Origin of the sequence: Rhodopirellula islandica (assembly GCF_001027925.1) — a bacterium.
Lineage (GTDB): Bacteria > Planctomycetota > Planctomycetia > Pirellulales > Pirellulaceae > Rhodopirellula > Rhodopirellula islandica.
In genome coordinates this window covers 1-25,424 of sequence record NZ_LECT01000001.1, presented here as the reverse complement: position 1 = coordinate 25,424, position 25,424 = coordinate 1, and the positions used below count along the sequence as shown (strand labels likewise).

The following is a 25,424-nucleotide window of genomic DNA, read 5'->3' as shown; positions in this document are numbered from 1 at the left end:
TTGCCTCTGCGTCACGTCCTCGCACTGCTGTTGCTCATCGTTTCGCCGCTGATCTTGATCGGCTGGTTCGGAACCGCCACGCTCGCGCGGCAACAACAGCAGCAACGTGAACAATTGCAACAACTCTTCGCTGGGCGACTGCAGGACTTGAGTTCCAACTTGCGTCCCATCGCCCAGCGATATGAAACCGAACTTGGCGACCAACTTCGGCAGGCCGATCGTGACTTGAATCGCCTGGCGGAACTTCGCCGCTCAACGCCCATTGCTCGATCGGTCTTGTTGGTCGATCGCGATGGACGATTGATCTACCCTCGCAAACCTACCGTTGACACATCCTCGGAAACGTTGTGGTATGCCGCCCTGAGTGAACTAGCTCGTGGACGCCCCATTGGAGAGCAAGACGAAGCCACTGTTCCACTCCGCGACCCGGGATCCTTGCCGTCCATCAAGCCAACCATCCCGCAGTCGCGAAGTCCCCGGACTTCCAAATCGTCGGTCGCAAGCACCCCACCAACCACCAGCACTCGCTGGCAAAGCTGGTTCCACGAAGACGGTTTGCAACTGGTTCTGTGGTTGCCACGATCCGACCAAACCGCCACCGGGATCGTTCTGGAACGAGGGCGTTGGATGGCGGACTTGGTCGAAGCCTTGCCGGCCACGACTGCGACGGAAGCCGGGCGCTACGAACTGCGAGACAGCACCGACCGGACGGTCTACCGCTGGGGCGATTCCAAGGATGCAACCAACCAAGCCCAACCGCTCGCCACAATTCGAATGGATTCGCCCTGGAACGGATGGCGGTTGATCTACACGCCGTCGACCGATGCGGCCCCAGGCTGGCTAGCAGACGGAACGGTACCGTTGCTGGCAACCTTGCTGGCACTGGCGACCACGCTGTTGTTGCTGGGAGCGTATGTGATGACAACGATCCGACGACAAATGACACTGGCTCAACAACGCGTCAGTTTTGCCAGTCATGTGTCGCACGAGTTGCGAACGCCTTTGACCAACATTCGCTTGTACGCCGAACTTGCCAAACGCGACCTCGATTCGGAATCAACTTCCTCTTCAGATGAGACCAACCAACGCCTGCGACTGCGGGAACGCCTGGATGTGATCGAAGAGGAGAGCCAACGTCTGTCCCGCCTGGTCACAGGTGTCCTCGACATGGTTTCCGGCAAAGGCAAACTGTGTCCAACACTCGAAGTCCCCGACCAAATCATTCGTCGCGTCCTTGAAAGTTTTGCTCCCGCTTTCGCGAGTCTCGAGATCAAAACGAAGTTGAAGCTCAACGCCGACGAAGCAATCCCGATCGACGCCGATGTGATCGAACTGGTCCTGGTGAACCTGCTCAGCAACGTCGAAAAATACGCGGCCGCCGGAAAGCGAGTCACACTCACCAGTTCTCAAACAGCAACCGTGATCACGATCGACGTGATCGATGAGGGTCCGGGGATCACCAAGTCGGAAGCGAAACGCATCTTCGAACCCTTCGAACGGCTCGACGATTCCTTGTCCGCACCAGCGGGAACAGGCCTTGGACTGGCAATTGCTCGCAACGCGGCCCGTCGGCACGGTGGCGAACTGACCTGGATTCCCTCCCAGACCGGTTCGCATTTCCGCTTCACGCTGCAACCATTGGATCCCACGTCCAATCGTTTCTCGTCATCCAAAACCAAACGACCATGACCCGAATCTTGATCGCGGAAGATGACCGACACACCCGTGCTGCCCTGGAGGAATTGCTGGGTGCGGAAGGCTACGACGTGGCCACGGTCGGTGATGGCCTGTCCGCATCCAAGATGATTGAATCAAAGAAGTTCGATCTGGTGTGCCTCGACGTGATGATGCCCATGAAGAGTGGTTTTGACGTTTGCCGGCTCTTGCGTGCGAACGACAAACGAACGCCCATCATTTTCATCACCGCCAAAGGGGAAGAGATCGACAAGGTGGTCGGTTTTGAATTGGGAGCGGACGACTACATCAGCAAACCGTTTGGATCCCACGAAGTCATCGCCCGTGTCAAAGCGGTCCTGCGACGCTGCCAACCGGAACCCAGTGAAGATCAAAGTGCCAAGGACCCGACCGCGCACGTCGCGTTCAACATGGACGACTTGCAAGTCACACCATCAAAACTGCGAGCCACTCGTGGCGATGGGACCATTGAACTCACCGCAAGAGAACTTCAAATCTTGATCTTGCTGCATGACGCTGACGGGGATGTGGTGCATCGCCAAACGCTGTTTCAAGAATGCTGGGGTCCCGGCCGAGTCCCCAACAGCCGAACAATCGACCAAACCGTCAGCCAACTCCGCAAACGCATCGAACGCGATCCCAAACACCCACGCATCATCCAAACCGTCTACGGACTTGGCTACCGCTACGAGTGCAAGGCTCACCCATGAAAACGCTCACCCTTTCGATTGCCTGCTTGGTCACGTGGTGTTGTGCTTCCGCTCATGCTGCTGACCTGCGAATGCAATTCGTTTTTGATGGTCCAGTTCCAACCCGTGAACCGCTCAAGGTCGACAAAGACAAAGCAGTCTGCGGCCAATTGAACTTGCTCGACGAGCGTCTTCTGCTAAGCAGGTACGCAGGAATGATTGGGTTTAATCTCGTGAGCCGTTTGGGTGTTAACCTGGACCGCGAAATATTTTCTGTTGTAGGGTGTATTCGTTTGCGCAAGTTTCCATCCCGGTAGGGATGTCAGATGGTAGCCGTCGGTAAGCGATAGCGCCACCGATGGACATGCCCCCCCACGCCACCACTCTCCATCCCGCCGTGGCCATTGGCCACGGCGGGATGGAGAGTTTTATGGGAGCTCGTTTTCCGGGGGTGCGCTGCTACGCAGCAACCCCCGGCTACCATCTGAAATCCCTACCGGGATGAAGAAAGACAGAAGCGACGCGCTGGATCCGATCCTGAACACTCACCTCGTGTGCCGTTGGGGCAGTATGTGACTTGGAGCGGCTCCAGCTATTTCGGCCGCATGATTCACGGCGGCCCCATCCGGGGCGGCTTTGTGATGTCCACCAATGGTGTCGGGGCTTCCGCCCCGAGCTATCAACGTGGACTCCCCCGGAGCCATTCAGTCCGAATGGTGCCGTTGGTGATCACCCCAGAAACTCGAACAACCGCGTTCTCCGCTACTTCGCATCCGCCGCGTAGCCGTGCCACATCCAGGCCAGCGTGTCGGCCAAGGTCGCTTCGAACACTTTCCGGTCGCAGTGCCGGGTCGCTTTCGAGAACACATACCGATACTCATAGCCCTTGGCTTCCAAAGCGTCCGCGGTTCGCTCGTTCGCCATCACCCAGTTGTGATAGGTCGACTCGGGATCGTTGGCTCGATTGTCGTTCTCCGCGACGTGCGTGAAGATGCGAAGCGGTTTCTTCTCGCTGTTCTCAATCAGCTTCATGCTCGAGTGATACTCCCAAGCCCCCAGCGGGTACTCGGCTTCTTCGGGCGCATCATCGTCCTGCTGATCCACAAACGTGCCCGAGTACGTGATCAAACGGCGGAACCATTCCGGACGGAACCAACCCATTGTCAGGGCCGCCGCACCGCCACTGCTGCACCCCATCACGCCCCGTCCCCAGGGGTCATCCGTCAGCTTGAAATTCGGGTAGGCCGCACGGATTTCAGGATGGTTCTCGACAGCAGGCAAAACTTCCAGCTGAATGAACCGAGCCAATCGGTCTGACATCGTGTCGTATTCCAAACCACGTTGGCTGCCTTTGCTGTCGTTGCCACCGTTTTGAACCGCAATCGCAATAAAAGCAGGAAGGCGGCGATTCGGATCCTTCGAGATTGTCATGTTGTCGAGCGCGTTGCGAACCAAGTTCAACCGACTCGGCCCATCGTGCATGACCAGGAACGGTGCCGCGGTTCCGTCTTGGTAAGCCGCTGGAACATAGACCACGATTTTGCGTTCCTTGCGAACGTCTTTGCGTGGATTCAAAGTCGAATCCGTGCCGTCAAAAATCTTGCTTTCCGACAACGGCATCATGAACTCAAACTGCTTGCCCTTGGGTGCCCCCTGATCCTTCAGTTCAGAGGCCAGCTCATAATCCGGACCGATGACGACCCGACCGTTCTTGAGAGAATCGGACGCTGAATCCTCTGCCAATGCGGTTGCACCAAGGAAGCCAAGCAGTGCGATCGGAGCCAAGGCTCCCATCCAAGATCGAATCGACGAGTGACAAAAATTTTGCATGGGGTGGGTCATGAACCAAGGTGGGGTGGGGGTGGGAATCGAGGAAGCGACCATTCTAACTGCCACGTCGGAAGCCGTGCTTGTGAGACAGAAACCGAAGGTTCATTCCACCGAAAACCTTGCCCTGAATCGATTTGTGAATTTGAGTGGAAGAGTGTTTGCAGGCTTCCCCCATGGCGGTCTACGCTGGACGGTTCGGCGACCAAGCATTTGACTTTCCTCGATGGACATCCCCATGACCTGCCACCAGCTGACACCTCGAACCGTTTTCTTCACCAGCTTGCTCTTGCTCTCAAGCCTCACCCTTCGTGGATCGCTGATCGCTCAAGACCAACTCAAGGTGAACTCACGCGATGGCTTCCCAACCGAATCATTTCAAGTGAGCTGTGAGGGAACCTACCCGCACCACTTGCAAGGCGTTTGCATCGGCGGAACGTCGATCTACTGGTCCTTCACCACGACGTTGGTCAAGACCGACCAACAGGGCAAGCTCCTGAAAAAGATCCCCGTCGCCAACCACCACGGTGACCTCTGCTTTCGTGACGGCAAGATCTACGTCGCGGTCAACCTTGGGAAATTCAACGACCCCAACGGCAACGCGGATTCTTGGGTCTATGTCTACGACGCGGAATCCTTGGACGAACTTGCTCGGCACGAGACGCAAGAGGTTTTTCACGGCGCGGGCGGCATCGGACACCACAATGGACACTTCTACGTTGTCGGCGGACTGCCTGATTCGCTCGGCGAAAACTACGTCTACGAATACGACGACCAATTCCACTTTGTAAAGAAGCATGTGATTGCCAGCGGCCACACTCACCTGGGGATCCAAACCGCCACCTTCGCTCACGATCGCTGGTGGTTCGGATGCTATGGGTCACCAGCCATCACACTTGTGACCGACGCCGACTTCCAGATGAAGGGCCGGCACGAGCTCAACTGTTCGCTCGGTATCGAAGGGCTTGCTGATGGTCGACTGCTCGTTGCCAGCGGCCGTTGCGACAAAGAAAAGGGCTGTAGTGGGAAACTCCAGCCGGCGCGACCCAGTGAATCAAAAGGCTTTCAGATCCAAGAGTGATCCGACGAGCGTTCTTCGAAAAAGGTGTCCGGGAGGCGACATTCGTTCCCCGGCCATGGCTCACTCCATTAGGATCGTGCCTTTCCGCTCTCCACTCACAGAAGGCGACAGGTGAATGATGTCAGGCAAGCAACTTCCGAATCGACGTGACATTTTGGTGGGGGGGACCGCATTGGCGGCCTCTGGTCTCTCTCGAGTTTCACCTGCTCAGGATCCCGCCCCATCATCCGCCAACGATCGCCTGAAGATTGCGGCCATCGGCGTTGGCGGGCGAGGGGGCTCGAACCTGCGGACGATGGAAAAAACAGGGCTGGTCGACGTCGTTGCCGTCTGCGACGTGGACACACGTTTCACCGACCAAGCCCTCTTACGACATCCGAAGGCCAAGGCCTTTCGTGATTTCCGAAAACTGTACGACGCCGTTGGTAGCGACATCGATGGCGTCGTTGTCAGCACCACCGAACACACGCACGCTTTCGCAACGATGCCAGCCTTGCAGCTTGGCAAGCATGTCTACTGTGAAAAGCCGTTGGCGTACAACATCGACGAAACGCGGAAGATCACCGAAGCGGCCGAGCGGGCCGGTGTCGTTACCCAAATGGGAACTCAAATTCACGCCGGCAACAATTACCATCGAGTCGTGGAGTTGATCCAAAGCGGCGCGATCGGCGAAGTCAGTGAGGCGCACGTCTGGGTGAACCGAGCCTGGGGTTTGCAGTCCGAAGCCGACGCCAAGAAGCACCGCGATCTTCTGCATGTGGATTCGCGTCCGAGCGACGTCATGACACCACCGGATCACGTCGATTGGGATCTGTGGCTGGGGCCCGCGCCGCCCCGTCCCTACCATTCGGTCTATTTCCCCGGGCCACGCTGGTATCGCTGGTGGGATTTCGCTGGTGGGACCATGTCGGACCTCGGCAGCCACTGGAATGACCTTCCGTTCTGGGCATTGCAACTCGATGCGCCAACCAGCGTGGAAGCATTTGGGCCTCCCGCCCATCCCGAAATCGCCCCCGCATCCATGTCAGCGAAGTACGAGTATCCCCAACGCGGCGATCGCGGTCCGGTCTCTGTTTCCTGGTATCAAGGCACACACAAACCTGAGATCTGGCAACGCGGTGAGATCCCCCGCTGGGACAGTGGGGTCTTGTTCATTGGCAGCAAAGGTATGTTGTTGTCAGACTATGGGAAACATGTGCTGTTGCCAGAGGAATCCTTCGTGGACTTTGAGCCGCCAGCCCCCTTCGTGCCCGACTCGCCCGGACATCATGCGCAATGGGTTCAAGCGTGCTTGGGCGAGGGCGAAACCGCCAGCCCGTTCAGCTACGCCGGCCCACTCACCGAAGCCAATCATCTCGGCAACGTCGCTTACCGAGTCGGCAAGAAGATCACTTGGGATCGAGACAAGATGGAGTGCGTGGGATGCCCCGAAGCAGCCCCCTTCATCGCCCGGGAACCACGCGAAGGATGGTCGCTCAGCTAAGCACGGCTCGATCCATCACTCCCCGTCTGAACCACGGAGCGGTGACATGCGGATAGTCTCGGGTTTCATCGGGCACTCCCATTCGCGAAGCAGGCCACGAAGTGGTCACAGACGGTAGCCGGATTCGCCAGAATCCGGACCGCTTCAGCATCCCGCGCATCTGAAGTCAGGCGAATCCAGCTCCCACCCACTTCATAACCCGAACGCGTGAGCGAGGGACTACGCAGATCGGCAGGAATGATCGGGCATCACCATGTAAGCCGTTTGGGCGTTAGCCTGGGTTGGACGTGGGAGCAACGACGCTTACCGAAACAGTCCAAATGCCGAAAGACTCCTGCCGACCTGCTTACACGGAACCCTGGCGAATCCGGCCACCAGGTCGACGTAGGCCAGGTCTCGCCTGGAAACCAGCCAATGCTTTGGAACAAAGCGAGGCGTCTAGCCCTTGCCCACGAACCCCGCTGCGGTCTCGCCGCTTGCTGACACCGCATTTCGGCGGATTTCCACCTGCCGCACCTCTTCCGAAACGAAGTTGAAGATGAGGTCGAGCGACGTCGTTCAGGCCTACGCAGGGGTGAGAGCCTGAACAGATGAGGCGAGGCGAACGACTTCACGCGGGTCGCTCAAACCCCCATGAAGCGGCCAGTGCATCCGCGGCCTCTTCGATGTCGGTGATTGTGCCCCAACCGCCGTTTCGCAGAAATGCGTGTGCAAACTCATGGGCGATCACATAGTGTGCGAACGCTTCGGCCGCCTCGGCCAATTTGCTTCGCAGGATCACGCAGCGACTGCCATTCCCATCCACTCCGGGGGCCGGCATCAAAAACGACCAGCCCACACCGGGAACGAAATTGTCGATCTCCACTCGAAAGCGTTCGTCACCCAAAAAGTCCGTTTGCACGTCCTCGGGCAGCTCCCTCAAAACGTCCAGCACCCTTTGCTGCAAAACGGGGAACTCCGCGAAGGGTGCGATGTATTCGGAGAACGGCATAGCAAACAGAAGGAGTGATGGGTGTGGGGATGCACCTCATTTTATCTTCCGCGAACCGCGAGGTGGCCTCCGCCGAAAAGGTGACACCTTTTTGCGGCGATGGGCGGGTCACGTCTGACGACAGCACGGACATAAAAAAACCCCGTGAAAACCGGGGTTTGCCGTCTGGGGGTGGTGCCCAGATTTCCGAAAGAGTGCCCCCGCTAGGGCTCGAACCTAGGACCCACGGATTAAGAGTCCGTTGCTCTACCAACTGAGCTACAAGGGCGTGGGCGAGTTAGCGAATGCTGAATCTCACCCATTTGGACGATGATCGTAGCTCTGATTCGGTCCCCTGAAAAGGGTCGCGTCTCAAAAGCCTCTGCCATCATCAGAGGCGACGGTGGGATTCGAACCCACGAATAAAGGATTTGCAATCCTTCGCCTTAGCCACTTGGCCACGTCGCCTTCACGTGCAAGGAGCCGGTCAAAGACTGACTGTTGCACAAGCTGAGCAAGTTAGGAAACCCGTGCTTTTTCGTCAAGCCCGGCCATCCTCGAAGACTCTTCGTTGCTCAAAGCGATTCAATCGCTGATACCGTACTTTTCGGCTGAGTCCGGCCGAAGCTTGAGCCACAAAACAAAAAACGCCCGACAGCTTTGAAACTGCCGGGCGTTCGAAGTCTTTTCGTTCGATCATGCTCGAACCTGCGAGGGTGCCAGCTCAGTCAACCGAGGCCATTGCGAACAGCAATTCGCTGACTTGGGCACGGATCGATTCCACGTACGATTTGTCCGCGTCACTGAGTCGTTCCAACGGGACGGTGCAGGTCCGGCCATTGGATTTCAGAATCTGAACTTCGCTTTCACGGACTTCAACCAAGCGGCCATCGGTTCCCCAATTGCCAGTGTTGTCGATCCAGGTGCGAGTCTTGGTGCTGTCCAGCACGTCGATGGTCTTGGCGACGCTCTTTTCCGTCACAACTTGTGTGACTTCCGAATCAGCCAATGACTGTTTGGTTTGGCCAAACAAATCGTCGATCACAGCGTCGGAGCTGTCTTCGGCGGGTGGGTCACCGAACAAATCGTCCAAGCCACCGCCATCAGCCGGTGCTTCTTCGGCCGGTGCGGCGTCGTCGAACAATCCGTCCAGTCCACCTTCTTGTGGCATCGCTTCTTGAGCAGGAGCTTCCGCTTCACCACCAAACAAGTCACCAAAACCATCGTCGGCAGGTTGCTCAGCAGGCATGTCGGCGGGTGCTTCCGCTTCGCCACCGAACAGGTCGCCAAAGGCGTCGTCGGCAGGAGCTTCCGCAGGGGCCTCGGGCATGACGGGTTCATCTGGAATCACAGGATCGGCTGGTGCAGCGTCACCGCCAAACAGGTCTTCGACCGATTCGGTTTCAGGTGTGGCGACATCGGGAGTGGCCGGCTCGGCGGGCATTTCAGTGTCGCCACCAAACAGATCGCCAAAGGCATCGTCGGCAGGAGCTTCTTCCACCGGTGCTTCCTCGGCTGGCATTTCCAAACCGGGTGCTTCTTCAGCGGGTGCGTCTTGTGGGAATGGGTTGTCGTCAGCGGGGAACAAGTCAGCGGCTGGTTCTTCCATGGCGGGCTCTTCCTCAACGGGTTCCTCCACCATTGGCTCTTCGGCGGGTGGATCAACCACCGGAGCTTCTTCCACAGGCTCTTCGACCGGCATGGGGGTTTCGGGTTCCACGTCGGCAGCTGGATCGGCTTGCGGTTCGACGATGGGCTCTTCTGCGACTGGTTCAGCGGGAACTGGCGGAGCGACGTCCGTCGACTCTTGAGCCGGCACGGCGGGAGCTTCGATGATCTCGCCTTCGACTATTTCGCCTTCCGCCATGGGAACGATCGTCGATTCACCGTAGAAAGGTTGTTCAACGATGACACCTTCGCTCATTGGTTCGACCAGGGAACCGCAGCAGTCACTTGAAACAACAGGTGCAGGAACCATTTCAACGGTGCCACAGCAGCTGGGGACCGATTCGCAAGCGATCGGTTCGGGATCGCAACAAACGGGTTCCGGTGCTGGGACACAGCAAACAGGCTCTGGAGCAGTGCAGCAGGTGTCGGTTGCGATTTCACAGCAATCAGCGTTTTTGCCGTGAATTCGCTTCAGCAGCCATCCAGCCGAAGCGGGACTCACGCTCAAAATGGCGATCATGCAGACCACCAACGTCCACTGCAGTGCGAGGCGAAGGGAACGTTTCATCGTATTCTCAGAGTCAGAAGGCGGGAAATTTGGAGGCGTATTGTGATCGTACGAGATCGTGAACTAGTCTCGCATCCTAGTTGTGGCCAGGGGGGCAAACAAGCATTTCCGCGGTGATTTACGGACCATTCTCCTTGCCGCCGGAGGTAAAACATTCCAAAAAAACCGGTTGAAACGACTGGTCGCGGGCACGAAACGCTCGATTCGTCTCGTCGTGGCCGGCGGTATTCGTCAAAATGAAGTTTTCCGGCCCTCCTTTTTCCCGGTCCAGTTGAATGATTTCCCACGACCTTCTTGCCGCCCCCGGGCCTTCCCGCGGAAGCTCATGCTGAGGTTCATCCAAAGCCTGTTTTCATCGATGAGCTTGGAACGCAAGTGCTTGCTGTTCTTCGGCTCAGCACTGGTCGTGTTGATGTGCGGAGCCTTTTGCATGGTGTTTCTGCTGGCCGATCGCTGGGTCAGCAGCACGACTCAGCAGCAAGCCCGAGACGCCGCGGCAACCGAGATGATGCTGATCCATGCCGCCGCGACCTACACAGAACACTTGCCTGAAAACAAACTCGACATCACCCGGCAGAAGATCGCCGACCTCCGCTCTCAATTGCTCAGCCAAGACATTGAGTTCGACATCCTGGGCCTCGATGACCCGCAACCGTTTGAGAACCTGCCCGCTCCGATCCAGCCAACCGACCCAAGCGAACTTCGGCTGCTGCAAGAACTCGAACCCCAATTCCGAGCCCGCCTGGAACGATTGCTGTCTGGAGATCCGATCGACCTGAGCAAAGCGGTGGACTTGGCCGATGACGCGGCGATGAGCCGAATCGGTCCCGCTAACCGTCCCGTGTTCCAAGAGCTTGGTCCCACCAACGGGCGTTACGTTTATTACGAACCGGTCTTCATGACCTACGACTGTGTTCCTTGCCATGTTCCAAGCGGCGAAATCATCTCGCTGTCCAAAGACGAAGACCCGGCCAAGCTCGCCTCGCAATTGCCTTACCGAGTCAAACGGGTCAGCATGCCGGATGACAAAATCGTCAAGGACATGACCGGCATTCGCGCAATCGTGGTTTCGATCGCGATGTTCATCGTCGCCGTGACGCTGTTTGTGTTGCACGCGATTGTTCGCTACCTGGTTTTGCAACCGCTGCTTCACCTGCGTGACGTCAGCGACGCGATCACGCATGGTGACACCAACCAACGAGCCAACATCTCCACCGATGACGAGTTCCGTGAACTGGCAGATGCGTTCAACCGGATGCTGCGTCACCTGACCGAGACGCAGACTCAATTGCAAAGCGTCAACCGGGAACTCGATGCCCGCGTTGACCAGTTCGCACAATTGAACTTGCAACTCTACGAAGCCAACCGGTTGAAGACTGACTTCTTGGCCAACATGAGCCACGAACTTCGCACCCCGCTGAACAGCATCATCGGTTTCTCAGAAGTCCTGCAGGGCATCGATTCGCTGTCCGAAAAGCAACGTCGCTACGCTTCGAACATTCAAAAGAGCGGACGCCTGTTGCTGGAAATGATCAACGACATCCTGGACCTCGCGAAAGTCGAAGCGGGCAAGATGGAAGTTCGCCGCAGCGAGTTCCAACTGTCTCGATTGGTTGGCGCGCAGTGCGACATGATCCAGTCCCTGTCGGAGGACAAGAACATCTCGTTGTCAGTCGAAGTCCCCGATGATTTACCCGTCGCCTACCAAGACCCGAACAAGCTTGGGCAAATCCTCAACAATCTGCTCAGCAACGCGATCAAATTCACTCCCGAAGGCGGCATGATCACCGTTCGCGTGGTCGATTTGCACGACGATCGCTTCCGGCTTTCCGTGACCGACACCGGCGTGGGTGTGGCGGAAGAGGACCAGCCCATCATTTTCCAGAAATTTCGCCAGAGCAAAAAGGTGCTCGACGGCGACGGCCTGACACGCGAATTCGCGGGCACGGGTTTGGGGCTGTCGATTGTCAAAGAACTCGCGGTGCTGCTGGGCGGCGAAATTGACTTTCAAAGCGAATTGGGCCGGGGGAGTACGTTCTGGGTGATTTTGCCGTACCGGCTCAGCGACCATGCGATGGAAGAAAACGAAGTTCCGATCAGCAAATTGACCGCCGTTCCCCACCCGGCATGAGGACCAGGGTGCGTGAACTCCGATTCGGTTCGTCGCGTCTGTTTCTTTGGAAGTGTCCCGGTGGTTTGAGCCCCGTTTCGGGGTCTCGCGTGGCCTCGTCCATCACGCATTCCTGCAAAGCGGGCCGCAAACCGTCTCCTCACTGCCTTCCCAGTGATAAAATACGAGAGACCAAACTGCCGCGAGAGCGGTTCCCGGAGCAAATCCGTTTTGAGTGGAAGTGTGTTTCCTAACCCGATGCGTGAGCGAGGGATTCCCCGGTCCCTCGCTCACGCGTCGGGTTAGGATTTCTTGTGGCGGCCCAGTTTGACAAACTGAGATGCCATGGAGCGGATTCGCTATGACTGGATTCGCTGTGACTGGCCGAGGTCATCGGCAACGGCTACAACGGGGAGTCCTCTTTCCAGACGTTCATCCGTCAACCAGCTTTTCATTGAGTGAAAACGATATGAGTGATTACGGCATCTTCGGCGACGAATATTACGTGAACATGAATCTGTCCACCGAAATGGAGTTGCCGCAAGGTCGTGAATCCGTTCTGCACTACTTTGAACAGGTCCAGCGTCGTTACCCCAAGATGGCAAATTTCTACGCGCGCGAAAAAGACGAATACGTGCTGGAAGAAGAAAAGGAAAAAGAAAGCGGCTCTTATCGCTGGGTCTCCGTCGAGCCCAAACGAGTCAACAGCGGAGTGGTCAGCCCGACCAGCTACGAAGACGCCTGTGACCAGCACCGAGCGGTTCTGGAATTGGTGCCGTATGAATTGTCCGTCAGCCCGTTGGACTGCGAAGCGTTGACAGTGATGCTGGGGTTCGACTTTGTCTGCAAAGGCAACCACAACGAAATCGTGACCGAAGCCATCGGCATCGCGCCCGGGTTGGAAAAGTTCACCCAACTGCCTTATGGAAAATTGCTGTCCAATGAACCCGTGGTGCAGTTCGCACTCGATGAAGATTGCAAGACTCAGTGTCGAATCAGTTTCGAATCACGAACCGGTGCCTTCCAGATCCGAACCGGCGAGTTCACCGAGGAACAACTCAGCGTTTACATGATGGTCCGGCGATACGATTCCCTGGGTGCCAAGGAGAACTACGCGGACGAGTTCACGCGATTGTCTCAGCTGTGCCGAGACTTGGTCGACGAGTACTTGATCGACAGCGTGCTGCATCCGCTGCAAACTGCAATCTCGATTCGCTGATCACTTGCCGTGAGTCGGGCAGGTCACTTCACCTTGATCCAGCCCGTACGCGTTGCCCGATGCGGGACACGTGGGCAAGTTCACCCCGCTGTAGTCTTCATCAGCCAATTCGCGAAGGGTTCGGCCGGGCAATCGCCCGGTCTCGTGCTCGTACAACTCCACGTCACGCTGCAACGTGGACCGGTTGCCTTCGCAGGCGCGCGATTTCGCGGTCTCGCCGTGCGTTTGCACAAACGCGAGCCCCGTCATCGCAAACATGGTGGCGATCGTCAACGCAACGATGATTTCCAACATACTGAACGCGGATCGTCGCTGGTGACAACAACGCGATGCTTTGACGATTAGTGATTCACGGATCATTCGAGGACTTCAAACATGTGGAACATCGGCGTGTAGATCGACAGCACCATGCCGCCGATCATGACGGCCAACGAGATCGTGAGGATGGGTTCGAGCATCGCAACGGACGCATCGATGCGAGACTCCAAGCGTTCTCGCAAGTGATTGCAGGTGCCTTGCAACGAACGAGCGAACTCGCCCGATTGCTCGCCGACACCGATGAGTTGGCACAGCGTCGGTGGAAAGAATCGTTCGTACCGGCCGAGCTCCACGCTCAGCTTCTCGCCGCGGCGGACGCCATGATTGATGTCTTCGATCGCACTTCGGACACAGCGGTTCTTCACGCAGGTCGCGGCAACCTCGATCGCTTCGATGGGTTTGTAACCGCACTGGACCATGGCCGAGGTGGACTCAATGAACTGCAGCACGGCGGCATCGCGAAGCCAGGGCCCGACCACGGGCAGTCGCAAGAACGCGGCGTCCATCTTGGCCGCCACGCGTGGTTTGCTACGTCCCCAAACCCACAGCACCGCCACCACCAACGCCAATGGAAACGCGAACAAACCTTTGGTCAGCATGAACCGACTCAACCCCGTGACGAACTTCGTCACCGGCGGCAGATCAACTCCGCTGGCCGTGTAAACCGTTTCAAATTCAGGCACGACAACGACGCACATGAACACCATCAACCCGAGACCGGCGACGCTGATCAAAACCGGGTAACTGACTTTTTTGAAGATCCGTTTCCGCAGAGCGACTTTGCGTTCGACTTGTTCACATACTCTCAGCAGAGCGGTCTCGAGAGAGCCACTTCGCTCACCCAACCGGACTTGTTGCACCTGCATCTTGTTGAAGGTTCGCGGGTAGCGAGCCATGGCATCGCTGATTGATCCGCCCGCCATGATGGTGCTTCGCATTCGCAACAGCACGCCACTGTACTTGCGACTGGAATTGTCCATCGCCAGCGACCCGAGTGCCTTGGGCAATGTCAGCCCGTTCTGAAGCAACATCAACATCATCCGCATCAACTGCGCCAGTGGCACTGGCGGGATGCGAGTGGATTCACAGCCTTTGGGAACACCGCGTTTCGGTCCGCCCACCTCGATCGAGTTGAGCTTTCGCAAAAATCCCATCAGACCACCGGTGGTGGTCGCGTTGGTCGTGCTAGCAGGGAAGGACATGGGATGGCACCGAGGCAAAAAACAAAAGCGATGTTGGAAAGATCCAACCCATCAGGCTGGAATGAAATGAATCAGGCGATGGCACTCGGCACCGGTTGGTCCTGGGATCGGCGACCGCCCACAATCGGAGTCGAACTCGTGCTGCGTCGATCGCCGCTGGTTTTGAAATACACTTCTTCCAGCGAGGTCTTTCCGGCGACGGCCGCTTCCAAACCGGCTTGGCGAAGTGGCACCATGCCGGCCGCATGAGCCATGACTTCCAATTGCGAGTTTGGAACACCGGCTTCGATTGCTGCGGTGATCTCCGCGTTGAGTGGCATGATTTCAAAGATCGGCATCCGCCCGGCAAACCCGGTTCCCAAGCAACGCTTGCAACCGGCACCACGGACAAACGTCGTGTCTCGCGGAACGTATTGTTCGGGATCCAGTGCTTCGAGCAAATTCAGGTTCGCCGGTGCGTCGACCTTGCAGTTTTCACACACGCATCGCAACAGGCGTTGAGCGACGCTGCCGAGCAACGACCCCGCGATCTTGAAGTTATCGACGCCCAAGTCAGCGAGGCGTTGAACGGCACCCACGGCATCGTTGGTGTGCAAGGTGCTGATCACCAAGTGGCCCGTCAAAGCCGCCTGAACCGCTGTCGACGCGGTTTCGCAATCGCGAATTTCTCCCAACATGATCACGTCGGGGTCTTGCCGCATGATGTATTTCAAAGCGTTGGCGAATCCCATTCCAAATTCGTTGTCACTCTGGACCTGGTTGATCCCGGCCAGTCGATATTCGACCGGATCCTCGACAGTGACAATGTTTCGGTCGTCATCATTGAGATGCTGAAGCGCGGCGTACAACGTCGTGCTCTTGCCACTTCCCGTCGGCCCTGTCACCACAAACATCCCGTGAGGTTTGTCGATCACACGGCGGACCGCGTCGTAGTCCCGCTGAGGCATCCCGATGCCGGCCAAGTCAAAGGTCTGGCCGCCTTCGTCGAGCAATCGCAGCACCAACTTTTGACCATCGACGGTGGGGATGCCGCTGATTCGAAAGCCAACACGTTTCCCGTTTTCGTAAACGGTGAGGTGACCGTCCTGAGGACGACGACTTTCGGTCGTGTCCATGTCCCCCATGACCTTGATGCGGCTGATGACCGAATCTTCAATGTGATTGGGGATGGTCATCACCACCTGCAGTTCACCATCGACGCGATACCGAACACGCATCTCGGGTTTGTGTGGTTCCAAGTGAATGTCGCTGGCACCCGCGGAAACGGCACCGGACAAAATCGCTTGGACCAGTTTGACCACGGGCGCGTCTTCTTGACTGACCGCTGACATCGCCAATTCATCTTCTTCGGTGACCTCACCGGATTCCGCCATTTCGGCGAACTTCATGTCAACGATGGTTTGACGAGCGAAGGCCCGATCGTCGTAGATGCGGTTGAGCAAATCGCGAACGTCTTCTTCCAACGAAACGACGGGGCGAATTTTATAGCCGGTCATCAACTCGGCTTCGGCAATGGTTTCGATGTCGTCGGGTGCGACCATCGCAAGCGTCAGCATTCGATCGCTGACATCGATCGCCACCGATGCTTGCGAACGCGCAAAATCCTCTGGCAACAAACGGGCGACTTGCGGATTCACGCTGGAGAAGTCAATGTCGACAAACGGCACCGAGAACTGCTCAGACAGCGCCGCACCCAACTGCGCGTTGCTGATCAAGGATTGCCGAACCAACCAGTCGCCGATCATCACACCACGCGGTTTCCCCGCGAAGGCAGCGTCCATTTGTTCGTTGGTCAGAATGTTCAGTTCGACCAAAATGTCGCCAATGCGTTTCATCGTGCGAGTCCGTCGTGAAGACTGGGAAGTGGATGGGAAGAGACATGCATCGCGATCAAACCGTCTCTGCGTGGGAGGGCAGCAGACGCTGCACCTTTTCCTCGAGCACGGTCGGATCAAACGGACTGATCAAGTAGTCTTGAGCACCAGCCAGGTAGGCTCGTCGAACCATTTCCAGACTGGGATCGAGCGAGAAAACCAAGGCGGGGACTTGCTCGGCTTTGAATTCCAGACGCAGTTCGGTCAGCCATTCCAATCCATCGCCTTCGGGCAACTTGGTGTCCAGGATCAGCAGGTCGATTGGTTCATGGCGGAGGCGATCGAGCGCTTCGGCGCCACTGTGCACCACTTCCAACCGGTACCCCAACAGTTCCAAACGGAACGTCGCGAGCTCAGCCAAGACCAGCTCGGGCTCGACCATCAACAGTTGGGCTTGGGTGGTTTCAAACATGAATTCAGCATCAATTGCGATACAAAGGAACAGCTACCGTTTCAAAGGTAGGTCACCAATTGATCCATGTTGAAAAAACACCTCATCAAGGTGTGCGTGTGCCGCGCCCGAGCAACATGCGATGGTCACGACGCAGGCAGGAGTGACGGGGTTTCATCCTGTGAGCCGTTTGGGCGTTGGCCCCGGTTGTACGTGGGAACCGGGGCTAACGCCCAAACGGCTCACATACACGAAGACACGTGCGCACCCGCTGAGGGAGTCAAAACCACTGCAATCGTTGCAACCGAAACGGAGGCCGAGTCCGGTTGAATGCCCGCCCGCAGGCCGCGACGGGAGGGAGCCCGTGCCGGGCAACCCGATGCGTCGGGTTGCCATCCTTTGACACAACGATCTATCGCACGATTTGGTTGGCCACAGAACATCGAATGAATTGCTGACGTTTTTTCCTTGTTCCCAGGCTCTGCCTGGGAACACACTGTCTTGGAGGCTCTGCCTCCCGATTCTGTCTCAGCAGGCGGAGCCTGCAGTGCATTGCGTTCCCAGGCAGAGCCTGGGAACGAGAACAGCCTCATCAATCAAATCGATGTCCCGAGGCCAAAGAGAGCGGACGGGCTCAGCTAACAGCAATGGCCTCCGCGAAGCAGGCCGGCAGGAGTCTTTCGGCATTTGAAATATCGTGGCAAGCGTGGTTGTTTCCACGTCCAACCGGGGCTAACGCCCAAACGGCTCACATGATGATGCCCGATCATTCCTGCCGACCTGCTTAGCAGCATCGTCCTGACAGGCAACACGGCCCAGGGGGCTGGCAACGTCTGAATCGGTGCCAGAGAGGGGACCGGACAGGGAGCCCCTGGGTGAACTGGGGCCGTGAAAGGCAACTCGCGACAGAGAGTGGGTCACTGGAACACGATGGTTCGCCACTCACTCGCGGCCAGACCGTCCCATTCGAGATCAAACGGTGACGGGTTGAATTGCCTGAGGGATGGGAAAGCTGGAAAGCAGACGATCAGTCTTCCCACTCTTCTTCCTCTTCGTCCAGGCTGTCTTCTTCGTCCTCATCATCCCAATCTTCGTCGGCTTCATCGTCGTCGACTTCTTCCCAGTCGTCGGTGCCGTCGAGGTCATCTTCGTCGTCGTCGTCATCATCGTCGTCGTCGAGGTCACCCGAGTCATCATCCTCGTCCTCGTCGTCATCCCCTTCGTCGTCATCTTCCTCATCGTCATCATCATCGTCGTCGCTGTCGTCGTCTTCATCATCCCAGTCATCGTCGTCGAGGTCGTCGTCTTCCTCGTCGTCGTCGAGATCAAATCCGTTTTCATACAGATCGTCTTCTTCGTCTTCGATCACGGCCGACGAATCATTCGACAACGCAGCCTCCGGATTGGACGCAGGCGCATCCAAAACGGCCACCGCGCCGGATGGGTCGGCATCGAGGGAAACGGTGAATTCGGTGGCGAGAGTTTCGATCGCGGCGACACTCACGTCAGACTCCTTGGTGGGGTGTAAATGCTCGGGTTCTGAAGGATTCGTATCCGACAGTTCAGAGTCCGAAGATTCACGGCGAGGATGGGATTCAGGTTGAGAGGGATCTCTCGATTTCAGTTCTTCAGCAGTCTCTTCGTCGGCAACGTTTTCAACCTCGCCGTCGGCAGATTGAGAAACATCATCGCAGGATGCGTGCCAGTCAATCGGCGGCAGCGACTTTATTGATGCCAATCCGCAGATTTTTAAAAAACGTTTGGTGGTCCCGTAAAGGTAGGGACGCCCGAGCTCTTCACTGCGACCGCTGATCCGGACCAAATCCAGTTGCATCAACTGTCGCAGAATTTCTCCGCACGCGACACCACGCACGGCTTCAACATCCGCCCGCGTGACGTCTTGGCGGTAGGCCACCACGGCGAGCGTTTCCATCATCGGCCAACTCAACCGGACCGCTGGAGCCAAAAACCCAAGTCGGCGCAGCCAAGGTGCCACGACCGCCCTTGTCATCATTCGCTGGCCGCCAGCAACCTGTTCAATCCGGACCCCGCGTCCCAAACGTTCGTAAAGTTCGTTGAGTTCCCCCACCAGCGTCCGAGCGGAGGTGGCGTCCTCCACATCGGCCAAAGCGGCCAAACGACGGTAGTTCAGCGGCGATTTGGCGATCAGCAGCACAGCCTCAATCCGTGCTCGGGCGGCAAGACGATCTTCCGGGTCGCCCCCGGCCGCGTCCGAGCCACTGCTCTGAGCATCTTCTTTTTCTCCCGCAACCGCCGCTCCGGCAGACACTGCGGGGGAATCCGTTGCCAGCGACCCCGTCTCGACGAATCTCCCTGCAGCGTCCGCAGACACCACCAGGGAGCGTTTCTGGGCGAGTGCCGCGCGTTGTTCGGGCGTCAGTTGTCCTTGCGTGGGGCTGCTCCATGACGCCGCCACGGGGGCCTGCCGCATCGCGTTGGCCCAGGCTCGACGGCCGGCCCAAGGTGTGGCGTACCCATTCATCTTTGCTACGCTTGGAAAATAAGGGGCTTCGGGACAAACAATGACGAGTCGCGAACCTACCAAACCGTTTGTTTGACGTCTGCCGGGATATTTCATTGATGTCAGCGACCTCCGCCTCGCCGTCCTCTGGCTCCACCGCCGCCCAAACCGCCACGCCATCGCGAACTCGAAAACGGGTCGCGACCGGCTATCGATTCCTGCTGATCACCGTGTCGTCGCTGATCATCGGCGGCTTGCTGTTTGTCATGATTCGGACATTTGGTTACGTGGAAGGAACCGAGTTCGCCCCCAATCATTTTCAGACCCGTCGATTTTCGTTCTACGAAATCCCGCTGGTTCACTGGCAAATCACGCCCATCCGCCGTGTCAGCACCACGCCCGAGACCGCTCGCTACCTGACCCAATCGAAAATCCTGACGATGCCGAATCAAATCCCAGACCGCTGGGATCTGGTGGAAATCCGACACGGTCTCCAGGACGCCGAACCACATGATCCCGCGCTGCTGCTGGATCATCTTCGACTGATGGACGAGGGAATCTCGGTTTGGAAGCAATGGAGCAAGAAGAACCCGAAGCAGGCCCAACAGCTCTGGCCCACCATCGCCAAACTGGCCGATCGCGAACTCTACATTCTGATCCCGCGATTGATGGAATTGACGCGTGATGTCGAGGACGTGGCGACCCTGAAAGGCACCGTCGCGGATTACTTGGCCGAGGAATACGTCAGCCTGATACGCGACATGCGCGACGCCCAACGTGATGAACTGGCCGACGCTCTGTTGGCCGAGGCCCTCGAGGAATCGCCCGACAACATGGAACTGCAATCCCTGAAGAAAGACCGGCAAACGGTCGATCCAGCTGAAAACACATGATCTATCTCGACAACAACGCGACGACCGCCATCGATCCCGCGGTCGCTCGTGTTTTGGCAGAGGCTTTCTCACAAACGCCGGCCAACGCGTCCAGCCAACACCGGCTGGGCCAACAGACTCGTTCCCGCTTGGAAGCCGCCACGGATTTGATCGGCCGTTGCATGGGAAGCGACCTGACGCGGGTGCATGCACCTCGTTTGCTGATCACCAGCGGTGGCACCGAATCGAACAACCTGGCCATTTCTGGCATCGGGGAACCCGACGGCGCGATCGTGCTCAGTCGGATTGAGCACCCCAGCGTCCTGGCGGCCGCGGCCGCCGAAGAATCATCCGGTCGCAAAGTGAACTGGGTCAACGTCGACGCGAATGGCGTGATCCTGTTGGAATCGCTGCGAGACACATTGGGGCGACTGACTCAGTCGGGCGATGCCTCGGAAGCGGTCTCGGTCGTTTCCATCATGTCCGCCAACAACGAAACCGGCGTCGTCCAACCGATCGAAGACGCCGCGAAGATCTGCCGTGAATTTGGGGCTCCTCTGCACGTTGATGCGACCCAGTCGGTGGGCAAAGTCCCGGTCGATCTGACGAAATGGGGCGTCTCGGCCGCCACGATCACCCCTCACAAATTGCATGGCCCCACGGGAGTCGGCTTTTTGTGGCTGGACGCCGGCGTGGAAATCCGGGCGGCCCTGCGTGGCGGAGAGCAACAACTGGGCGCGCGTCCTGGCACCGAGCCGGTCGCTCTGGTCATCGCTGCCGCCGAGGCCATCCGAATCGCCTGTGAGCAACAACCCACCGCCGCGGAGGCCATGGCGGCCCTGCGAGACCACCTGGAATCCGAACTGCTTCGCCGTCACCCCAGCTGCGTCATTCATGGACGCCAGGCCCCACGCCTGCCATCGACCACCTGCCTGTCGCTGCCCGGGGCCGACCGCCAGAGCCTGCTGATGTCGTTGGACATGGCCGGGGTGGCGTGCAGCAGTGGATCGGCGTGCAGCAGCGGCAGCAGTCCCCCCAGCCACGTGCTGCAGGCGATGGGCGCTTCCAAGTCGTTGGTGGATTCCGCTCTCCGCTTTAGCCTTTCGCGGTTTTCCACCAAGGCCGAAATTGACCGAGCGATCGAGCTGATTTCGCGACAATTTTCGAAGGCAGAAGGTTTTCCAACTGTGGATAACTCGGTGGAAAATGGATAGCGGTGAGCGGTTGTTCCATTTAGAGTGGAACTGAGTCAGAGGTTCCGACCAGACGAATTGCGCCTGATTGGTTCCGTTTGACCATCCCCACGCCTGTTTTGCCCGTCGCGATTTTCCCGTCACGCGGCACGAACTTTCGTGCTTCACCCGTTCACAGCTGTTCGCCGTGGTCGCTTCGCCTCCCAACGTCAATTCCTTCGCGCTGGAACGCCCGTCGCTTCGTCGACGCCGTCGCGACAGTGAAATCGTCCGTCCGATCATCCCGCTGTTTTATTGCGGCGATGAAAATCGGTTGGCGGGCTACGTTTGTGAAAACCCGATCGAGACGCTGCTCGAAATCTCCCGCCCCATGCTGCTGGTCGGCCAACCCGGCACCGGCAAAACCGCACTGGCGCTGCACTTGTCCAAACGGATGAGCATCAGCAACGTTTGGGAAGCGATGGAGTTGGACAAAGACACCGCCCAAGGAGGACCGACTGGCGTGACCTCGCGAGTCCTTTCCAGCCGCGTTCTGTACCAACCCGCGATCGACTTCGCCCGCGAATTTGCCTCTTCGATCGATTCCAAGGACATGCCACGTTTTCGCGAAAAACTGGACACGGTTCCGATCCTGGTGCTGGATGATTTGCACCTGATCGCGGACAAGGCACCAGCGCAAGAAGAACTGGCCCAACGCTTGGAAGCTCGCGACGCGGAAGGCCGCCTGACGATTGTCACCTGCCGAAGGTTGCCATCGGAAGTTCGCGGGCTGCGGCCCGCCTTGGTCAGCCGCACGCTGCCCGGATTGACGGTGACGCTGCATCCACCCGCCGGCGACACGCGGCGGACCATCCTGCGGGAATTGATGCTGGCTCATCTGCCCGAGATCGAATCCGAGGCGTTGTCGCTGCTGGACGCGGGCTTGCCAGCGGAATCGACTGTGCGAGCGTTTGAATCCGCGATCAAGCAAATCGCACTGTGGTGCCGGATGCATGAGCAACCAATCTGCGCCGAAGCGGTCCAGTCGGCGATTGAAGCCGCCGGCGGCACCCAGTCCATTTCCATCAAAGCGATCACCACCGCCGTGGCCCGTCAGCTGGGTGTTAAATCGGCTGACATGCGAAGCGGTTCCCGACGCCAAAACATCGTCCGAGCCCGTTCGCTGGCAATGTGGCTGGCACGCCGGATGACCGAGGACAGCCTGACTCAGATCGGCGATGCCTTCGGCGGTCGGGATCACTCGACCGTTTTGCACGCGATTCGCAAGATCGACGGCTCGCTCGACGACGACGTCCTGCTCCGACGCTCGGCCGACCAGATCATGGAAAAGCTTTCCAACTGATTGCGTTGCAGGACTCTCCCGAGTTCAGAAATCGCCGCGAAACCGAATTCTGGCGAATCCGGCGACCAACAGGTTTTTAATTGCGAATCGGCCAGATGGATTCGGCGGTGATGCGAAACGTTTGCTCCGACAACGGGTGCGATTGCCGCTGGGAATCATCCGCCACGGTCTGTGCCAATTGTTGCTGCAGATCGGCTGGCAACTGAGCCGACCACGCGATCAAGAAATCCCGGTTGGGCACACCGACTATCGCAGCCGGTTCCAGCTCCAAATCGTCTGATTCCTCGCTCAATTCCTGGATCAAACGTTCGCGAATTTGTGGCAACAGAACCCTGGCGGCGTCGTAACCGTCGCCGGACTGGATCGCAATGAATTTAGGGGGCCCTTCGACAACGCCCATCGGGCAAGCCAGCGAATCCGCCAGCAAATTCTGTTTCGCGACCTCGATCAAATCAACAACCGACTGCCCCCAGCGTTCCGCGTCTTCGGGCCGAATGTAGGCGTACCCGTGAGGCGAATCGACGACCACGCTGCTGGTCACGTCACTGGCAAACGGAAAGGTGATCGCTTTGCGGAGTGCGTCGATGTCGCTGCGGCACAACTGGACTCGCAATCGGGGCTTGGCTTCTTCCCATGTTTCGGGCAACACCTTGTCGGCAGTCCGCACCATCTCCAACATTCGCGAGAAGGTGACACGGACGGTTTCCTCCAATTCCTCATCGGTGAACCCGGCCTGCTGAGACTGGGCCAACAAGTTCGACAGTCCGAATTGCAGCTCTCCGCATGTCAAAACGCCAAACTCATCCCCCAACTGAAAACCTTCGGTGGGGAAGTGACGCTCCAAGATTCCGAGCACGCGTTGACTGAACGATTCCAAATCCATCGTCGGCCTCAGCGTTGATAGATCGGCAGGAATCCGCGATCGATTTGCATCATGATCAGATTGCAAGCCGTCACGTAGACCGGGTGAATCTGGCCTTCCCACGATCCATCCGGTTTTTGTTCGGCCGCGATTCGATCGTACAATCGATCACGGAACGGCAACCACAACTCATCGCCTTGCCGATAAACGACTTGGCTGTAGTACAGATACGTGTAGTGCCAGTGACCGAACGCGCGGGCCCCGTTGTTGATGTCATGCAGCGTTTCTTTGCTGTACTTCAACATCTCCGGCACATGTTCGCCGTCGTAATCGCCGGCGTTGTAGAGCGCCGCGAGAGCCGCCGCGGTGATCGCCGGCCGACTGCTGCCCGTTTGCCGGCTGCTGTAACTGATGCCACCATCCGGATTTTTGCAGCGATAGATGTATTCCTTGGCTTTGTCGATCACTTCGCCGCTGACGGGAATCCCAGCGTTGCGACAACCACGCAAACCTTGAACCTGGGTGATCGTCGTGCTGCCTTCGTCGAAGTCGTTGCCTTCTTTGGCCGAGACATATCCCCAACCACCGGCCTCCGTCTGGGCATTGCCGCTGAACTCGACCGCTTTGGCCAACACGTCCACCAACTCTTCGCGGCGATCCAGCAGCCCTTCTTCGCCCAGCACCTGGGACAGGAACAGCATTGAAAAACCGTGCCCGTAGGTGTAACGAGAATCGGTTTGCGGGTCGCCGATCAGACCATTGCTGCGTGACTTGCTGATCAAAAAATCCGAGGCCCGAGCGATTTGCCGAGCGTAGGGGCCCTGGGTCGTGGTGCTGCCGCTGCCGATCAGAGCGGTGCCCGACAGAGCCGCCATGGCGGTGGGGTAGACCGTCGTGTTCCATTGTCCGCGAGACGATTGCTTGCTGCTGAGCCACTCCAGGCCACGCTGGATGGCTTCCTCCCACTTGGCTCGGCCGGCGGCGTGAGCGGGGCGTGCCGAGGCCGCTCCGGCGGCAATCGCGGCCCCTCCGGCCAATCCAGCTCGCAAGAACCGGCGTCGATCAATCGTGTTGGACAACAAAGTCTCACCCCTGTGTTTCGTGTGCATGTTCCCATTGTGCCCCATCGTCGCCTGGGAGTCACGCCGAATCGAGTCAGCGGCAGGGCAAATCAGGTTTTGAATGGAGGTGTTTTTCACCTCCCGAGCAAGGCAGAGAGAGCCCAGAAGTGGATCTCGAAATCTCACACTCACAAAGACGAGAGAGCCGTGCCGTTTCGCAAGACACTGACCTCACCCTCCTCTGGGGAGGGTCGAGCGAAGCGAGGGCTCAGCATCGGATCCAGCGCGTCACCTTCCCGGCCCGAAGCGGCCCGCCCCTCCCAAGAGATGATGCCGTTTCTAAGTGCTCTGTTCGTGACGTCTTGCGACCCCCGCCCACGCAGGAGGCCGTGCAGTTTTGAAGTACCGTGTTGCCAAGCGTTTATGATCACCCTCCCTTGGGACGTTCGAAAAATAAATGGTGGCGGGCGTCTGGGTATCGCCCCGGATGGGGCCGTCATGCTTCGCTCGGGGCGGA

Annotated in this window: 19 protein-coding genes and 2 tRNA genes; 9 read left to right on the top strand and 12 right to left on the bottom strand. The window is 58.0% G+C overall.

The genetic code is table 11. The features are described 5' to 3' along the window. Both RISK_RS00110 and RISK_RS00105 read left to right on the top strand, forming a co-directional pair. Complete coding sequence (locus RISK_RS00110; protein WP_047812222.1) at positions 1 to 1,689, top strand: sensor histidine kinase; 1,689 nt, start codon at positions 1 to 3, stop codon at positions 1,687 to 1,689. Next, entirely contained in the window at positions 1,686 to 2,405 is a 720-nt protein-coding gene (locus RISK_RS00105; RefSeq protein WP_047812221.1) for a response regulator transcription factor, read from the top strand. Before RISK_RS00110 ends, RISK_RS00105 begins: the two co-directional genes overlap by 4 nt. A 741-nt stretch (positions 2,406 to 3,146) precedes the next feature. Here the strand turns inward: RISK_RS00105 and RISK_RS00100 are convergent. Further along, complete coding sequence (locus RISK_RS00100) at positions 3,147 to 4,214, bottom strand: alpha/beta hydrolase (RefSeq protein ID WP_047812298.1); 1,068 nt, start codon at positions 4,212 to 4,214, stop codon at positions 3,147 to 3,149. 223 nt (positions 4,215 to 4,437) lie between these two features. Between RISK_RS00100 and RISK_RS00095 the strand changes: the two genes are divergently transcribed. Both RISK_RS00095 and RISK_RS00090 read left to right on the top strand, forming a co-directional pair. Beyond that, a complete protein-coding gene (locus tag RISK_RS00095) occupies positions 4,438 to 5,292 on the top strand; it encodes a hypothetical protein (protein WP_236695895.1) in 855 nt (284 codons plus the stop codon). A gap of 118 nt (positions 5,293 to 5,410) precedes the next feature. Further along, positions 5,411 to 6,775, top strand: a complete 1,365-nt coding sequence (locus tag RISK_RS00090) for a Gfo/Idh/MocA family protein (RefSeq protein ID WP_047812296.1) — start codon at positions 5,411 to 5,413, stop codon at positions 6,773 to 6,775. A 610-nt stretch (positions 6,776 to 7,385) separates the two neighbouring features. Here RISK_RS00090 and RISK_RS00085 read toward each other — a convergent pair. The 4 genes from RISK_RS00085 to RISK_RS00070 all read right to left on the bottom strand — a co-directional run bounded on the left by RISK_RS00085 (position 7,386) and on the right by RISK_RS00070 (position 9,981). After that, complete coding sequence (locus RISK_RS00085; RefSeq protein WP_047812220.1) at positions 7,386 to 7,766, bottom strand: hypothetical protein; 381 nt, start codon at positions 7,764 to 7,766, stop codon at positions 7,386 to 7,388. Positions 7,767 to 7,961: 195 nt separating this feature from the next. Continuing rightward, positions 7,962 to 8,034, bottom strand: a tRNA-Lys gene (locus tag RISK_RS00080). 106 nt (positions 8,035 to 8,140) lie between these two features. Next, positions 8,141 to 8,213: transfer RNA gene (locus tag RISK_RS00075), tRNA-Cys, on the bottom strand. A gap of 256 nt (positions 8,214 to 8,469) precedes the next feature. Further along, positions 8,470 to 9,981 carry an SHD1 domain-containing protein gene (locus tag RISK_RS00070; protein WP_047812219.1) on the bottom strand — a complete coding sequence of 504 codons (1,512 nt, stop codon included), beginning with the start codon at positions 9,979 to 9,981 and terminating at the stop codon, positions 8,470 to 8,472. Between the two features lie 325 nt (positions 9,982 to 10,306). Between RISK_RS00070 and RISK_RS00060 the strand changes: the two genes are divergently transcribed. Both RISK_RS00060 and RISK_RS00055 read left to right on the top strand, forming a co-directional pair. Next, positions 10,307 to 12,112: a sensor histidine kinase gene (locus RISK_RS00060; protein WP_047812217.1), complete on the top strand. Its 1,806-nt coding sequence runs from the start codon at positions 10,307 to 10,309 to the stop codon at positions 12,110 to 12,112. Positions 12,113 to 12,560: 448 nt separating this feature from the next. Continuing rightward, entirely contained in the window at positions 12,561 to 13,310 is a 750-nt protein-coding gene (locus tag RISK_RS00055; protein ID WP_047812216.1) for a hypothetical protein, read from the top strand. Here RISK_RS00055 and RISK_RS00050 read toward each other — a convergent pair whose 3' ends face one another. From RISK_RS00050 to scpB, 5 genes are all read right to left on the bottom strand, one after another. Then, positions 13,311 to 13,670 (bottom strand): competence type IV pilus major pilin ComGC, encoded by a 360-nt coding sequence (locus tag RISK_RS00050; RefSeq protein WP_047812215.1) that lies wholly within the window; start codon positions 13,668 to 13,670, stop codon positions 13,311 to 13,313. After that, positions 13,667 to 14,830, bottom strand: a complete 1,164-nt coding sequence (locus tag RISK_RS00045) for a type II secretion system F family protein (protein WP_047812214.1) — start codon at positions 14,828 to 14,830, stop codon at positions 13,667 to 13,669. Before RISK_RS00045 ends, RISK_RS00050 begins: the two co-directional genes overlap by 4 nt. A gap of 71 nt (positions 14,831 to 14,901) precedes the next feature. Next, complete coding sequence (locus RISK_RS00040) at positions 14,902 to 16,665, bottom strand: GspE/PulE family protein (protein ID WP_047812213.1); 1,764 nt, start codon at positions 16,663 to 16,665, stop codon at positions 14,902 to 14,904. A 55-nt stretch (positions 16,666 to 16,720) separates the two neighbouring features. Beyond that, a complete protein-coding gene (locus RISK_RS00035) occupies positions 16,721 to 17,116 on the bottom strand; it encodes a response regulator (protein WP_047812212.1) in 396 nt (131 codons plus the stop codon). A 1,006-nt stretch (positions 17,117 to 18,122) separates the two neighbouring features. Beyond that, on the bottom strand, positions 18,123 to 19,598 hold the full coding sequence (gene scpB, locus RISK_RS00030; RefSeq protein ID WP_047812211.1) for an SMC-Scp complex subunit ScpB: 1,476 nt from the start codon (positions 19,596 to 19,598) through the stop codon (positions 18,123 to 18,125). A gap of 98 nt (positions 19,599 to 19,696) precedes the next feature. On the opposite strand from scpB, the gene RISK_RS00025 reads away from it, so the two are divergent. From RISK_RS00025 to RISK_RS00015, 3 genes are all read left to right on the top strand, one after another. Further along, entirely contained in the window at positions 19,697 to 20,470 is a 774-nt protein-coding gene (locus RISK_RS00025; RefSeq protein ID WP_047812210.1) for a hypothetical protein, read from the top strand. After that, positions 20,467 to 21,663: a cysteine desulfurase family protein gene (locus tag RISK_RS00020; protein ID WP_047812209.1), complete on the top strand. Its 1,197-nt coding sequence runs from the start codon at positions 20,467 to 20,469 to the stop codon at positions 21,661 to 21,663. The genes RISK_RS00025 and RISK_RS00020 overlap by 4 nt, the downstream gene beginning before the upstream one ends. A gap of 166 nt (positions 21,664 to 21,829) precedes the next feature. Continuing rightward, on the top strand, positions 21,830 to 22,984 hold the full coding sequence (locus RISK_RS00015; RefSeq protein ID WP_047812295.1) for a helix-turn-helix domain-containing protein: 1,155 nt from the start codon (positions 21,830 to 21,832) through the stop codon (positions 22,982 to 22,984). A gap of 76 nt (positions 22,985 to 23,060) precedes the next feature. Here the strand turns inward: RISK_RS00015 and RISK_RS00010 are convergent, their stop codons facing one another. After that, positions 23,061 to 23,867, bottom strand: coding sequence for a hypothetical protein (locus RISK_RS00010; protein WP_047812208.1), 807 nt, complete (start codon positions 23,865 to 23,867; stop codon positions 23,061 to 23,063). An 8-nt stretch (positions 23,868 to 23,875) separates the two neighbouring features. Beyond that, positions 23,876 to 24,973: a prenyltransferase/squalene oxidase repeat-containing protein gene (locus tag RISK_RS00005; RefSeq protein ID WP_390173908.1), complete on the bottom strand. Its 1,098-nt coding sequence runs from the start codon at positions 24,971 to 24,973 to the stop codon at positions 23,876 to 23,878. Positions 24,974 to 25,424: the final 451 nt, after the last annotated feature.